Annotated in this window: 16 protein-coding genes and 7 tRNA genes; 10 read left to right on the top strand and 13 right to left on the bottom strand. The window is 71.7% G+C overall.

All coding sequences use genetic code 11. From position 1 onward, the window contains the following. Nucleotides 1–32: 32 nt before the first annotated feature. Nucleotides 33–1,226 carry a hypothetical protein gene (locus tag ADK54_RS01495; protein ID WP_053723618.1) on the bottom strand — a complete coding sequence of 398 codons (1,194 nt, stop codon included), beginning with the start codon at nt 1,224–1,226 and terminating at the stop codon, nt 33–35. Next, nucleotides 1,226–1,804, bottom strand: coding sequence for a DUF4365 domain-containing protein (locus tag ADK54_RS01490; RefSeq protein WP_053723617.1), 579 nt, complete (start codon nt 1,802–1,804; stop codon nt 1,226–1,228). The genes ADK54_RS01495 and ADK54_RS01490 overlap by 1 nt, the downstream gene beginning before the upstream one ends. Before the next feature lie 191 nt (nt 1,805–1,995). Between ADK54_RS01490 and ADK54_RS01485 the strand changes: the two genes are divergently transcribed. After that, entirely contained in the window at nt 1,996–2,721 is a 726-nt protein-coding gene (locus ADK54_RS01485) for a 3'-5' exonuclease (RefSeq protein ID WP_053723616.1), read from the top strand. Between the two features lie 51 nt (nt 2,722–2,772). Here the strand turns inward: ADK54_RS01485 and ADK54_RS01480 are convergent. The 4 genes from ADK54_RS01480 to ADK54_RS01465 form a co-directional block, all read right to left on the bottom strand. Further along, nucleotides 2,773–2,844 (bottom strand) — tRNA-Val (locus tag ADK54_RS01480). Nucleotides 2,845–2,883: 39 nt separating this feature from the next. Further along, the gene (locus ADK54_RS01475) at nt 2,884–3,330 is read right to left on the bottom strand and encodes an SRPBCC family protein (protein ID WP_053723615.1); all 447 of its coding nucleotides are present in this window, start codon (nt 3,328–3,330) and stop codon (nt 2,884–2,886) included. A gap of 83 nt (nt 3,331–3,413) precedes the next feature. Next, nucleotides 3,414–3,485 (bottom strand) — tRNA-Val (locus ADK54_RS01470). 52 nt (nt 3,486–3,537) lie between these two features. Next, entirely contained in the window at nt 3,538–3,939 is a 402-nt protein-coding gene (locus ADK54_RS01465; protein WP_053723614.1) for a TIGR02611 family protein, read from the bottom strand. 199 nt (nt 3,940–4,138) lie between these two features. Here ADK54_RS01465 and ADK54_RS01460 point away from each other — a divergent pair, with 199 nt between their 5' ends. Together ADK54_RS01460 and ADK54_RS01455 are read left to right on the top strand one after the other, a co-directional pair. Beyond that, nucleotides 4,139–4,555, top strand: coding sequence for an SsgA family sporulation/cell division regulator (locus tag ADK54_RS01460; protein ID WP_053723613.1), 417 nt, complete (start codon nt 4,139–4,141; stop codon nt 4,553–4,555). 195 nt (nt 4,556–4,750) lie between these two features. After that, a complete protein-coding gene (locus ADK54_RS01455) occupies nt 4,751–5,308 on the top strand; it encodes a CGNR zinc finger domain-containing protein (protein WP_053723612.1) in 558 nt (185 codons plus the stop codon). 21 nt (nt 5,309–5,329) lie between these two features. Here the strand turns inward: ADK54_RS01455 and ADK54_RS46585 are convergent, their stop codons facing one another. Together ADK54_RS46585 and ADK54_RS01450 are read right to left on the bottom strand one after the other, a co-directional pair. Next, nucleotides 5,330–5,503 (bottom strand): hypothetical protein, encoded by a 174-nt coding sequence (locus ADK54_RS46585; protein WP_162952646.1) that lies wholly within the window; start codon nt 5,501–5,503, stop codon nt 5,330–5,332. Nucleotides 5,504–5,659: 156 nt separating this feature from the next. Further along, entirely contained in the window at nt 5,660–6,109 is a 450-nt protein-coding gene (locus tag ADK54_RS01450; protein ID WP_053723611.1) for a hypothetical protein, read from the bottom strand. 159 nt (nt 6,110–6,268) lie between these two features. Between ADK54_RS01450 and ADK54_RS01445 the strand changes: the two genes are divergently transcribed. Next, complete coding sequence (locus ADK54_RS01445) at nt 6,269–6,787, top strand: DsbA family protein (RefSeq protein WP_053723610.1); 519 nt, start codon at nt 6,269–6,271, stop codon at nt 6,785–6,787. Between the two features lie 9 nt (nt 6,788–6,796). On the opposite strand, the gene ADK54_RS01440 is transcribed toward ADK54_RS01445, so the two are convergent. From ADK54_RS01440 to ADK54_RS01430, 3 genes are read right to left on the bottom strand one after another with little or no spacing between them, the layout of a single operon-like run. Further along, on the bottom strand, nt 6,797–7,630 hold the full coding sequence (locus ADK54_RS01440; protein ID WP_053723609.1) for a GNAT family N-acetyltransferase: 834 nt from the start codon (nt 7,628–7,630) through the stop codon (nt 6,797–6,799). A 42-nt stretch (nt 7,631–7,672) separates the two neighbouring features. Beyond that, nucleotides 7,673–8,494 (bottom strand): aminotransferase class IV, encoded by an 822-nt coding sequence (locus ADK54_RS01435; RefSeq protein ID WP_053723608.1) that lies wholly within the window; start codon nt 8,492–8,494, stop codon nt 7,673–7,675. Then, nucleotides 8,495–9,550, bottom strand: coding sequence for a chorismate-binding protein (locus ADK54_RS01430; protein ID WP_053723607.1), 1,056 nt, complete (start codon nt 9,548–9,550; stop codon nt 8,495–8,497). Between the two features lie 191 nt (nt 9,551–9,741). Between ADK54_RS01430 and ADK54_RS01425 the strand changes: the two genes are divergently transcribed. The 5 genes from ADK54_RS01425 (at nt 9,742) to ADK54_RS01405 (ending at nt 10,238) form a co-directional block, all read left to right on the top strand. Continuing rightward, nucleotides 9,742–9,814: transfer RNA gene (locus tag ADK54_RS01425), tRNA-Gly, on the top strand. Nucleotides 9,815–9,852: 38 nt separating this feature from the next. Beyond that, nucleotides 9,853–9,926, top strand: a tRNA-Cys gene (locus ADK54_RS01420). Nucleotide 9,927: 1 nt separating this feature from the next. Next, nucleotides 9,928–9,999: transfer RNA gene (locus tag ADK54_RS01415), tRNA-Val, on the top strand. Between the two features lie 46 nt (nt 10,000–10,045). Beyond that, nucleotides 10,046–10,117 (top strand) — tRNA-Val (locus ADK54_RS01410). Nucleotides 10,118–10,163: 46 nt separating this feature from the next. Beyond that, a tRNA-Val gene (locus ADK54_RS01405) sits at nt 10,164–10,238 on the top strand. 263 nt (nt 10,239–10,501) lie between these two features. Here the strand turns inward: ADK54_RS01405 and ADK54_RS01400 are convergent. Next, nucleotides 10,502–10,711 (bottom strand): hypothetical protein, encoded by a 210-nt coding sequence (locus tag ADK54_RS01400; RefSeq protein ID WP_053723606.1) that lies wholly within the window; start codon nt 10,709–10,711, stop codon nt 10,502–10,504. Nucleotides 10,712–10,909: 198 nt separating this feature from the next. Then, on the bottom strand, nt 10,910–11,188 hold the full coding sequence (locus ADK54_RS01395) for a hypothetical protein (protein WP_053723605.1): 279 nt from the start codon (nt 11,186–11,188) through the stop codon (nt 10,910–10,912). 194 nt (nt 11,189–11,382) lie between these two features. Here ADK54_RS01395 and ADK54_RS01390 point away from each other — a divergent pair, with 194 nt between their 5' ends. Continuing rightward, a complete protein-coding gene (locus tag ADK54_RS01390) occupies nt 11,383–12,564 on the top strand; it encodes a serine/threonine-protein kinase (protein ID WP_053723604.1) in 1,182 nt (393 codons plus the stop codon). Nucleotides 12,565–12,582 lie beyond the last annotated feature (18 nt).

The following is a 12,582-nucleotide window of genomic DNA, read 5'->3' as shown; positions in this document are numbered from 1 at the left end:
GTGGGGTGAGCCGCGAAACGGATACGGGCCCCTCAGTCGGCCGCCGGGTCGGCATCCGCCCCGCAGGCCTCCTCGAAGAAGTCGAGGTTCTCCTGGAGGGACTTCATCAGGCGGTCCCGCTCGGCGTCGTCCACCTGCACCGGGGTCACCTCGCGGGCGGCGGAGAGCCGGCGGAATCCGCCCCGGCTCTCCAGGCGCCCCACGACCCGGATCGGCAGCCCGACCAGATGCGCGTGCCCGGCGATGCGGTACGCCTCCTCGTCCAGCTCCATGCGCACTTGCGGCACCTCCGCCCCGGCAAGCACTCTCAGCCGTACGACGCCGGAGCCGCGCGGCCCCGAGCGGCGCAGCCGCACCACGGCGCCGGTGATCCGCACCGGCAGGGACGGCTCGTCGGTCAGGTAGCGGGCGCCGGCCGCACGCAGCGCGGGCAGGTCACCGGGCGAGAAGTCGACGGGTTCGGGCCGGGCCGCGCACCCGGCGGGCACCCCGGCCGCCGGGGCCCATTCGAGGGCGACCCGGACGCCTTCGGTGCCGCGCACCAGGGCGACCACGGACTCGGTCAGCTCTCTGCTGACGCCCGCCCGCACGGCCGCGTCGAAGGCCTCCATGCCGCCCGTGGTGCGCTGGTAGTCGACCGCGTCCCGCACCGCGTTGAGCGCCGCGTAGAGGCATACGACCGCGGGCCGCCCCGATGCCGCCGGCACGAACGCGGTGAGCCCGCCGCCCGGTCCGGGCTCGACGAGGACGCCTTCCAGGGAGGCGAGGGCCTGCCTGCGGTGGCGGGCCCCGTAGTACCCGGCCGGTCCGCGCACGGCGAGCGCACCCGCGAGCAGCATCCGGTGGGCGGCGCCGCGCAGTTGTTCCTGCTCGCTCCAGGAGGCGGCGCCGGCCGGTCCCTCGGGCACCTCGCGCCACCACCGCACCTCGTCGCTGGGCACCGCGAGCGAGACCAGCACCTCGCGGGCGGAGGGCGCGGCGCTGCGGGCGAGTGCGGTCAGGGCCTCGCCGAGCAGGTCCTCGCTGTCGGGGTAGGCCCGGCTCTCGGGGACGAGCAGGCTCATGCCGGAGCCGATCGCGCCGGGCGGCGTCCAGCGCGCGTAGCGCCCCGCCGCTCCCCCGCGCCGCCGCCAGCCGTGCCGGTGGAGCAGCACCCCGAGCACCGCCGGATCGACCTGGCCGGGACCCGGCAGAATCCCGCCGAGCTCATCGTCGGACCAGCGCATCAGGGCCTCCCTCCCACCCCGACCCGCGTCATGATCTCGCAGAGCGCGCGGTCGTCGAAGATCCGCGAGGTCGGTATTCGCACCGTGGTCCTGCGCCGGCCGGTCACCGGGTGCCCGGCCAGATTGGTCCAGTAGCAGCAGTGCCGCAGCGCCAGGCGGTCGTGGCCGGCGCGCAGCCACTCGTCCTGACTCCTCGGCACCAGCATCACGACCAGGATCTTGTGCACCGACACGGGCGTGCGGGCCAGCTTCACCAGGTGCGCGTTGTCCAGCGTGAAGGAGAAGGCCCCGCCCGGCGGATGCGGCGGAATCTGGTACGTGCACTTGAGCTGCACCTTGATCGTCACTTCGTCGTCGACCGTGTGCCCGGGAGCGCTGTGGCTCACGTGCCAGTCGATCCCGTTGTCCGGAAAGGGCTGCGACAGCGAACACCCCGCTGCCGCCGCCACCGCGTGCAGGTAGCCCACCTGAAGGGTCTCCATGCAGGCGGTGGTGGCGAGCGAGCCGCGCAGCGGTGCGATCCGCTCGGGCAGCAGACCGTGCCCGGGCGCGGCCGGATCGGGCTGCGCGAGCGCCATGGCTGTCGTATGCCTTCCGGAACTGTGCCGAACTTTCTCCATGACGGCCCGTCAAATTCCAGTCCCGTCACCTGTGTTGTCTCCGCACTCGGGTCCCCGCAAACGGCGTATGTCGCAAACGGCCCGGGTATCACGGAATCGGGCAGGGGATGCACGCCATCTGCCGGGAGTGCGCGAGGAGTTGAGTAGACATGACGTGTTGGTACGAGGGTCCCCTGGCGGCGTTCGACACCGAGACCACCGGGGTGGACGTGGAAGGGGACCGGATAGTTTCGGCCGCACTGGTCATCCAGGACGGCCCGGACGCCCGGCCGCGGTCGACCCGCTGGCTGGTCAACCCGGGCATACCCGTCCCGGCGGGCGCAACGGCCGTACACGGTCTGACCGATGAACACCTCCAGCTGAACGGGCGCTGGCCGGCCCCCGTGATGGAGGAGGTCGCGAAGTCGCTGGCCGAGCAGTGCGCGGCGGGCCGGCCGCTGGTCATCATGAACGCGCCGTTCGATCTGACGCTCCTGGACCGGGAGTTGAGGCGTCACCGCGCGGCCTCGCTGTCCCATTACCTGGGCCAGAACCCGCTGCGCGTCCTCGATCCGCGGGTCCTGGACAAGCACCTGGACCGCTACCGCAAGGGCCGCCGCACGCTGAGCGACCTGTGCGAGCACTACGGCGTGACGCTGGAGGGCGCGCACGACGCGGCCGCCGACGCGCTGGCCGCCCTGGAGGTCGTACGGGCCGTGGGGCGCAGGTTCGCATCCCGCCTGGAGCGGCTGACGCCCACGGAGTTGCACACGCTCCAGGCGACCTGGCACGCGGCTCAGGCGCGCGGCCTGCAAGCCTGGTTCACCCGGCAGGGCACCCCGGAGCTGGTGGACACGGCGTGGCCGCTGCGGCCCGAACTCCCGGCGGCCGCCTGAGCGTTGACAGCAAAAAGGCCGGCCCGTCGATGACGGACCGGCCCTTCCCGGTGGGCGATACTGGGTTCGAACCAGTGACCTCTTCGGTGTGAACGAAGCGCTCTCCCACTGAGCTAATCGCCCGGGAACGCACTGAACAATACAGTCCCCCACGCCCACCTTTCAAACCGCATTCAGTCTTCGCCCGAGACCCCGCCTCCCGGACCTCATCATCAGCGCGTGATTGGCCCGGAACACCGGGCGGCCCGGCACCGCGAGCCGCCGCATGAGCGGCTTGCGCACCTCGACCTCCTGCTCGTACACGGCCCTCGTTCCGCCGCCGCGGGCGAACAGCGTCCAGCGCGCCCACCCTTCGAGGTCCCCGCAGAGCTCGACCTCCAGGACCCGTCCCACCGGATCGCGCCGGCTCTCGCGGGCGGTGACGAACAGGTCGTACGGGACGAGCGAGCGGAGCCGGGCGGTGGCGGTGCGCTCGTCGACGGGGGTGACCTCGCGGACCTCGGGCCACCAGCGCGGGTACTCCTCGGCGCGCTCCAGGACCGCGTACACGGCGGCGGGCGCCGCGGGCAGGTCCCAGACGCTGCGGAAGCGGTAGCGGCACCAGTCCATGCCCCCAGTCTGCGGGACAGGCGGGGGCCGGGAACGCCGACGGCCCCGGAGATCTCGATGATCTCCGGGGCCGTCGGTCCGGGTGGGCGATACTGGGTTCGAACCAGTGACCTCTTCGGTGTGAACGAAGCGCTCTCCCGCTGAGCTAATCGCCCGGGCGCACCGCAAACATTACCGCATGTCAGCGGGGCCTTTGACCACCCGCGGTCACTCGTTGATCTTCCACGGCATCACGATGCCGAACTTCCACACGTAGACGCCGACGAGCACGGCGACGATCACCAGGCCTACCGCGGTGAGGATGATGTTGCGGCGCCGCACCTTGGGGTCGAGCGCCTTCTGCGTGGCCTCCGTGACCTTCCGCTTCGTCCAGCGGAGCACCAGCTGGGCCCATACGAATTCGGTCGCCCAGATCGCCATGCCGCCGAAGATCACCAGCCAACCGGGGCCCGGCAGCGGCAGCATCACGACGCCCGCGGCCACGACCGCCAGGCCCACCACGAAAACGCCGACCTGCCAGCTCAGGTGCAGCGGCCTGGACGCCTTGATGAACGCCGGCGCACGCGAGCCGAGGGCCGCGGCGGCCTGTTCGTCACTCCCCGTATCCATGCGTTCCAACCTACCGGACGGGTGTCTCGAAACGGGTTCACCGAAATGGACCTATCACGCAAAGTAATAGTCGGCCGTACGAGCTACGTGAACGCCTGCAAAACGGTCAGAGGGGTTTACAACGGCACCGTAGGTGGCATGTCGATTTCGCCGACGTGCGAATCCCCGAGCGCACACTGAGCGAAAGGCCCTGGCGCTTATGAACACCACGGTCAGCTGCGAGCTGCACCTGCGCCTCGTTGTGTCGAGCGAGTCCTCACTGCCTGTACCCGCGGGCCTGCGGTATGACACGGCCGATCCCTATGCCGTGCACGCCACCTTCCACACCGGAGCCGAGGAAACCGTCGAGTGGGTCTTCGCTCGCGACCTCCTCGCCGAGGGCCTGCACCGGCCCACCGGAACCGGCGACGTCAGAGTCTGGCCGTCACGCAGTCACGGCCAGGGTGTCGTCTGTATCGCCCTGAGCTCGCCGGAAGGAGAAGCCCTGCTCGAAGCCCCGGCCCGGGCCCTGGAGTCGTTCCTGAAACGGACCGACGCCGCGGTGCCGCCCGGCACCGAGCACCGTCACTTCGATCTCGACACGGAACTCTCGCACATCCTGGCCGAGAACAACTGAGGCCAGGCAGAGAGCCGCACGGCGCCGTCCGACTCGGGGCGACGGCGCCGCGCGGACAACCACATAACGGCAGCCATCGGCGCCGTCCCCCACGAAAGCCGTCGTGGGGGACGGCGCCGGTGCGCCGTTCGCGCGAGCCGCTAGAGTCGGCCAGCATCGACGGGCGCCCGCCCGCCGCAGGCCAGGGAGCGAATCGTGCTGATCCCTCACGACACCCGGATCGCGCTCGACATGGTGGTCGATCTGGTGAACACCGCGCCGGAGAGCGAGGCCAGCGACCGCCTCGCGGACGTGGACGCGCTGTACGGCTTCGTCCAGGACCACAGCGTGAGCGGTGTGGAGCGACTCTCCACCGGTGACCTCCTGGGCGTCCAGAGCGTCCGCAGCAGGTTCGCGGAGATCTTCGCGGCGCCCGACGCCCGCACCGCCGCCGAGCTCGTCAACCAGCTGGTCGCGGCCGCCGGCACCACCCCGCAGCTGACCGACCACGACGGCTACGACTGGCACGTGCACTACTTCGCGCCCGGCGCCTCGGTGGCCGACCACCTGGCCGCGGACGGCGGCATGGCGCTGGCCTTCATCGTGGTGACCGGCGAGCAGGAACGTCTCCGCCGGTGCGAGGCGCCGGACTGCGGACGGGCCTTCGTGGACCTCTCCCGCAACCGCTCCCGCCGCTACTGCGACAGCCGCACCTGCGGAAACCGCCTGCACGTGGCCGCGTACCGGGCCCGGCGCAAGGAAGCCGCGGGCTGAGCACCTGCGCGAAAGCGGCTCTCAGAGCAGGAAGAGGTCGTGCACGGCCGCCATGAGCAGCAGACAGCCGATCACCCCCAGAAAGATCATCAGGGGTGGCTGGGAGAGCGCGAAGAGACAGCCCCGCGCCTGCGGGTCGGGCGCGCTCGGCTTGTCGGTCGGTGCAGGGGTGGAGCCCTGGGAAGTGTCCAGCATCTCGGGGCGATGATGACCCAGCCGCACCGCATGGGTATACCAACACGCCCATAAGCAGCGGCAGTTCGCCCGATCTTGTAGCGCGCGAAGCCGATCTTGTGGCGCGCGGAGGCAGAGCCGCGCGCGGGCGCCGCGCCCCCGCGCGCCCGGGGGACGTCAGATGCCGTGCTTCTTCAGGATGGCCTCGATGTCGCTGAAGTCCTCGCTCGCGGCGGGCTTGGCCTTCGCCTTCGGTACGGGCTGGGCGGCCGGGGTGCGGCCCGCGCCGAGCGAGGGGGCGGACGCCGCGGGGGCTACCGCCTCGCGCTGGGCGGCGGCCGCGGCGGCCTTGCGTTCCTTACGGGTGCCGCCGCCGCGCCGCTCGATGGCCCGGGTCGTCATGAACAGCAGCCAGGCGACCCCGAGCAGCCCGAAGCCCAGCCACACGCTCGGTTTGAAGACGATGCCGGACACCCACTGCACGACACCGGTCATGACGAGGCCGACGGGGACGAGCGAGTAGGCGGCGATGCGCGTAGCCGCGAGGAAGCGCTTGCGGTACGCCGTGATGGCAGCGATGCCCAGTCCGGCCGCGGAAACGGCGGAGCAGACGGTCTCGGCAAGCATCCGGTTCCTCCAGGCATGGGTGGTATGGCGGGCATGGGGGGTATGGCTTCTTCCATCCTGCACCGGAACCCGCCCCGCGGGCCACGGCCGGCCGCGACCTCAGGGAGATCTCCGGGGCAGGATCCTCCCCAGGTCCCGGTTGCTGGGAGACTGGACCCCATGAGCGACACCACCCCCTCAAGCACCGCAGGCCCCGTCGTCCTCGACGTCTGGTGCGAGCTGCAGTGCCCCGACTGCCGCAGCGCCCTCGACGACATCCGCGCGCTGCGCGCCCGCTACGGCGACCGCCTCGACATCCGGCTGCGGCACTTCCCGCTGGAGAAGCACAAGCACGCCTTCGCCGCGGCGCAGGCCGCCGAGGAGGCCTTCGAGCAGGGCCACGGCTGGCCGTACGTGGAGGCCGTCCTCGCCCGCACCGAGCGCCTCGCCGAACAGGGCGAGCCCGCGCTCATCGAGGTGGCCGGTGAACTGGCCCTGGACACCGACGAGTTCGAGACCGCCCTCATCGACGGGCGGCACATCCTGATCGTCGACGCCGACCAGGCCGAGGGCAAGGCGATCGGCGTGACCGGCACTCCGACGTACGTCATCGGCGACGAGCGCCTGGACGGCGGCAAGAGCCAGGAGGGGCTGCGCGCGCGCATCGAGGAGATCGCGGACCGGCTGCTCGCCCAGTAGCCGAGCGGCTCAGAGCAGGGGCTTGTAGAGGTTGTAGTTGGTGACCCGGTAGCTCAGCGACTCATACAGGCGCAGCGCCGGGGTGTTGTCCGCGAAGACGTGAAGCCCCATGGTGTCCATGCCGTCGGCCAGCGCCACGCGTTCCGCGAGCAGCATCAGCGAGCGGCCGTGGCCCCGGCCCCGGTGCTCCTCGGCGACCCCGACGTCGTAGACGTACGCCCCCTCCTCGGGTGCCGAGCGCCGGGCCACCCACACGCTGCCGACCGCGCTCCCCCGGTCCTCAAGGACCAGGAAGTGCGCCCCGGCGGTGGCGACGCCGTCCGGCAGCAGGATGCGGTGCTCCGCCGCGGACCTGTCCCGGGCCTCCGCGGCGGGCACGCCCCGCTCGATCCAGCTGCGCGCGTAGCTCTCCACTTCCTCGCGCTGCCAGTCCTCGAACTCGTCCGCGCTCATGGGCCGCCCGGCCACCCCGGCGGGCAACTCCGGTGCCACGGGCGGGAGTTGCTTGACCATGTTGCGGCTGCGCTCCAGGTAGCCGAGGGCGCCGGCCATCCGCAGCGCCGCCCCGGCGTCGGCCGGTACCGCGAGGCGGACCTGGCCGCACCCCCAGCCCCGCAGCACCTCCTCGGCGGCCAGCGCCGCGACGGTGCCCCGCCCCCGGCCCCGGTCCACCTCGTCGATGCGGAGCTCTTCGATCCGGCCCATGCGGGGCCCGAACGAGGTGTCGGTGGCGATGCGGATCAGTCCGACGCGTCGGCTGTTCACACACACGTCGTACGTACGCGACTTGGCGCCGTCGGCGCCCTGCTGGAGCGGCTCGGTCGGCCGAATGGTGGTGGTCATCAAGGCCGTTGTACCTGCCCCGGCGCCGCCCGTCACCAGCTTTTACGGGTCCAGATCCGATCCGGCCCGCTCGTCGAAGATCCGCATGGCCTTCGTCGTGACCGGACCGGGCGCGGCGGCCAACTGCCGCCCGTCGACGCGGTGTACGGCCTGTACGTCGCGCAGCGTGGAGGTCAGGAAGATCTCCTCGGCGCTCTCCAGGACGTCCAGCGGGAGCTCGGTCTCGTACGCGCCGGTCCATTCGACGGTCAGCGCGCGGGTGATCCCGCCGAGGCAGCCGGAGGCGAGCGGCGGGGTGTGCAGGCGCCCGTCGACGACCACGAAGACATTGGAGCCGGTGCCCTCGCAGAGCTGCCCGGCGGTGTTCGCGAAGAGGGCTTCGGAGGCACCCGCCCCGTGCGCCTTCGCGAGGGCGACCACGTTCTCGGCGTACGACGTGGTCTTCAGGCCCGCCACCGCGCTGTGCTCGTTGCGGGTCCACGGGACGGTGATCACAGCGGTGGTGTCGGGCCTGCGGGCCGTCTCGCCGAGGGCGACGACCAGGGTCGGGCCCGCGTCCCCCCGGTCGGAGCCGAGCGGCGAGAGCCCGCCGGTGTAGGTGATGCGCAGCCGGCCGAGCGGCATGGGGTTCGCCTCCAGGACGGCCGCGCAGGCGCGCCGCACCTCGTCGAGGTCGGGGTCGGGCAGGCCGAGGCCGCGGGCCGAGCGGGTCAGCCGGTCGAGATGGCGGGTGAGCGCGAAGGTGTTCCCGCCGGTCGCCTTCACCGTCTCGAAGACGCCGTCGCCCACGGTGAGCCCGTGGTCGAGGACGGACACCTGCGCGGCGTCGGCGTCGCGCAGAGCGCCGTTGACCCAGATCTGCATTTACGCGGTCCTTCCACTGTGCCCACTGTGGGCATACGCGCCCGACGCTACCGCCAGGAGACGCGAGGCCTTCAGCTCGGTCTCCTGCCACTCGCGCTCGGGGTCCGAGCCCCAGGTGATGCCCGCCCCGGTGCCGAAGCGCAGCACGCCGTGCGGCCGGTCGACCCAGAAGGTACGTATGCCGACGGCGAGCTCGGCGGCGCCCCGGTCGGCGTCGACCCAGCCGATGCCGCCGCAGTAGGGGCCGCGCGGCGCGGTCTCCAGGGCGTCGATGATCCGCAGCGCGCTGGACTTGGGCGCCCCGGTGACCGAGCCCGGCGGGAACGTGGCATCGAGCAGCTCGCGCCACCCCGCGCCCTCACGCAGTTCGCCGCGCACGGTGGAGACGAGGTGGACGAGGCCGGGATGCTCCTCGACGGCGCACAGTGCGGGGACGGTCACCGAGCCGGTGGCGCAGACCCGTCCCATGTCGTTGCGGACGAGGTCCACGATCATCACGTTCTCGGCGTGGTCCTTCTCCAGAAGGTCCGCCGCGGTCCGCCCGGTCCCCTTGATCGGCCCGGACTCCACGATCCGTCCCGTACGGCGCAGGAACAGTTCGGGCGACGCGGTCGCGATCTCCACCCCGTGCGCGGGCAGCCGGATCGTTCCTGCATAGGGCGCGGGGTTGCCGCGCGCGAGCAGTGCGGTGAGGGCGTCGACGTCGGCGGCCGCCGGGTCGGGCAGCGGCGCGGTCAGCACGCGGCAGAGGTTCGCCTGGTAGACCTCGCCGGCCGCGATGTGCTCGCGGATGCGGCGCACCCCCGCCGTGTACGCGGCGCGGTCGAGAGAGGACGTCCAGTCGCCGATGGCGGGCCCGCGCCAGGCGCCGGGCACGGGCTCGGGGACCGGCCGCGTGCGGACGTCCGCGAAGCGGGCGCAGACGAGGCGGCCCTCGAAGTCGACGGAGACGGCCCAGAAGCCGGCGGAGTCGAGGGCCTCGGGGTCGCTGGTGACATCACGCAGGTCCGAGGCGACGAGGTGGCCGAAGCGGGCCAGAGGAGCGAGGTCGTGCACGGTTGTGAGTCTAGGGCCGGTGCAGGTGGGGTGCCCCTGAGTGACCTGGAGGCGAACACCCGTCCGGACCCCGGGCGGGGTCCGGACCAGGCGCAACGCAGCACGCTGCACAAACGCGTTTTTGTACTGGCCCCGGAATCCGCTAGAGTTCAACACGTCGCCGGGACGCGCAAGCGAAACGGAAACGACAAGCGGACGTGGCTCAGTTGGTAGAGCATCACCTTGCCAAGGTGAGGGTCGCGAGTTCGAATCTCGTCGTCCGCTCGATGTGGGGGATCTTCCCGAACCCCATATGCACTCCTGGTGGAGTGGCCGAGAGGCGAGGCAACGGCCTGCAAAGCCGTCTACACGGGTTCAAATCCCGTCTCCACCTCCAAGCGCGATTAGCTCAGCGGGAGAGCGCTTCCCTGACACGGAAGAGGTCACTGGTTCAATCCCAGTATCGCGCACGCAGTAACACGAAGTAACCGGTCCCGTAGGGTTTGGGACCGTCCCGCGCGATTAGCTCAGCGGGAGAGCGCTTCCCTGACACGGAAGAGGTCACTGGTTCAATCCCAGTATCGCGCACGCAGTAACACGAAGTAACCGGTCCTGTAAGGTTTGGGACCGTCCCGCGCGATTAGCTCAGCGGGAGAGCGCTTCCCTGACACGGAAGAGGTCACTGGTTCAATCCCAGTATCGCGCACCATCCGAAACCCCCGGCCCTCTCGAAGGCCGGGGGTTTCGTCGTTCGGCCCGCAGTCGTTCGGCCCGCGCGGTGGACGCCCCTGCCGGGACGTCCAGTTGGCAGCCGGGGCCGGCCCCGCCGCAAGCGCAAAAGGCGTTGCCCGATCGGCTCCCCAGCCGATCGGGCAACGCCTTTTACTGCCGTCCGCCGCACCCCCGTCCCCACGGGGCTGTAATGGCCGGATGTCCCCGACCCGGTCCGCTCTACCGGGTCCGGGGCGCCGCTCAGCGCCCCAGCATCACGCCCACGGACGACGCCTGTGTGACCACCGCGTCCCAGCCGCCGAAGACGACTACGAGCAGGGCCGCCAGGGGAAGGACCATGGCCGTTGCCACCAAGGGATGGCGCGGGCCGGAGCGGCGGGCACCGAACGCGGCGCTGTACGCCCTGCGTCCCTGCGTGCGGATGATCGTCCGCGCAGCCGTGTCCGCCATGGTCCTCTCCTGTTCGTCTCTGAGTTGGTCGGCAGCGGCGGGTGTCTGACCTCGGGGGACGAGTGCACCACCCGCCGCTTGTCTTCAACAGTAGGGATCCGTGCGGCGCCGGACGTCATGCCCTCGTACCGATCTGCTGGCCTCCCAGGGGATGAGCCGTCACCCCTGGGAGTACTCCCCTGGGTGGAGACGGACCCCCTACGCCTTGGGGTCTTCCCGGAGGGGGCGGCTCTGCGCGCGGGCCTCCGCCTCCCTCGCGTCCTCCCTGGGGACCGGCTGCTCGACCAGGGCGAGCACCCGGGTGGCCATGAAGCGGGCCGTGCGCACGACCGTGCCGCTGCGCGTGACTTCACTCACTTCCACCACCCCGCGACGGACCGCCGTCTCGACCCTGCGCCCCGCCCGGCTTGCCACCACTTCGTACGTCCGGGTCGTGTCTCCCGCGTCCACCACTATCTCCACGCGGTCACCCTTCATAGATCCAAACCCCCTTCTGCGACGGACCGTTGAGATCTCGCGCGGGTCAGCGGCCCTGGATCCACGGGTTGCTGACCACTCTTCAAGTTTCCCACCCGGCACTGACAATCGCCCGGGCCGCGAGGGCGCGGCCTATGAGCACACCGGGCGACGGGTACGTAAGCTGTGCCACGTCAACAGGACTGGCAGCGGGGATGAAAATGGCGATGATGCGGCTCCGGCGCGAGGACCCGCGTGTCGTCGGCTCGTTCAGGCTCCACCGGCGTCTCGGCGCGGGCGGCATGGGGGTCGTGTACCTCGGCTCCGACCGGCGCGGGCAGCGGGTGGCGCTGAAGGTGATCCGGCCCGACCTCGCCGAGGACCAGGAGTTCCGGTCCCGGTTCGCGCGTGAGGTCTCGGCCGCGCGGCGGATCCGTGGCGGTTGCACGGCCCGGCTGGTCGCCGCCGACCTCGAAGCCGAACGACCCTGGTTCGCCACCCAGTACGTCCCCGGGCCCTCGCTGCACGACAAGGTCGCCGAGGAGGGTCCGCTGACGGCCTCCGAGGCCGCCGCGATCGGGGCCGCGCTGTCCGAGGGGCTCGTCGCGGTGCACGAGGCCGGAGTCGTTCACCGGGACCTCAAGCCGTCCAACATCCTGCTGTCCCCGAAGGGGCCCAGGATCATCGACTTCGGCATCGCCTGGGCCACCGGTGCCTCGACGCTGACCCATGTCGGCACTGCTGTCGGCTCCCCCGGCTTCCTCGCCCCCGAGCAGGTGCGCGGCGCCGCGGTCACACCGGCCACCGACGTCTTCTCGCTCGGCGCGACGCTGGCGTACGCCGCGATGGGCGACTCGCCCTTCGGGCACGGCAGTTCCGAGGTGATGCTCTACCGCGTGGTGCACGAGGAAGCGCAGCTGCGCGGCGTGCCGGACGCGCTGGCCCCGCTGGTCCGGGCGTGCCTGGCGAAGGACCCCGAGGAGCGGCCCAGCACGCTCCAGCTCTCCATGCGGCTCAAGGAGATCGCCGCGCGGGAGGCCCAGGGCGGGCTGCACGGGCAGGTCGCGGAGGCGCGGCCGCCGGCTCAGCGCGAGCGGGTCGAGCTCGACCGGCCCACGGGGCGGCTCGACGACCGGACCCAGCGCTACACCGAGGCCGGGCGGGGCACTGGGGCCCCGGCAGCCCGGCCCGCGCCGCGCACGGGGGGCTCGCGTCCCGGCGGGCCGCGCAGCAACGCCGCCTCCCGTCCCGGAGGGCGTCCGGGCACTCGGCCCGGGCCCCGCACCTCCGGCGGGCTGCGGCCCGCCAACCCCCGGCTGCTGCGGCAGCGGCTCACCGTGTTCGTGCTGGTGACGTTGATCGTGCTGCTGGGGATCGCTGCGGTCAAGCAGTTCTGAGCCCCGCGCCCCCAAGGG

This window comes from Streptomyces sp. WM6378, from assembly GCF_001279695.1.
In the GTDB taxonomy this organism is placed as follows: Bacteria; Actinomycetota; Actinomycetes; order Streptomycetales; family Streptomycetaceae; genus Streptomyces.
This window is presented reverse-complemented; position numbering and strand designations above follow the sequence as displayed.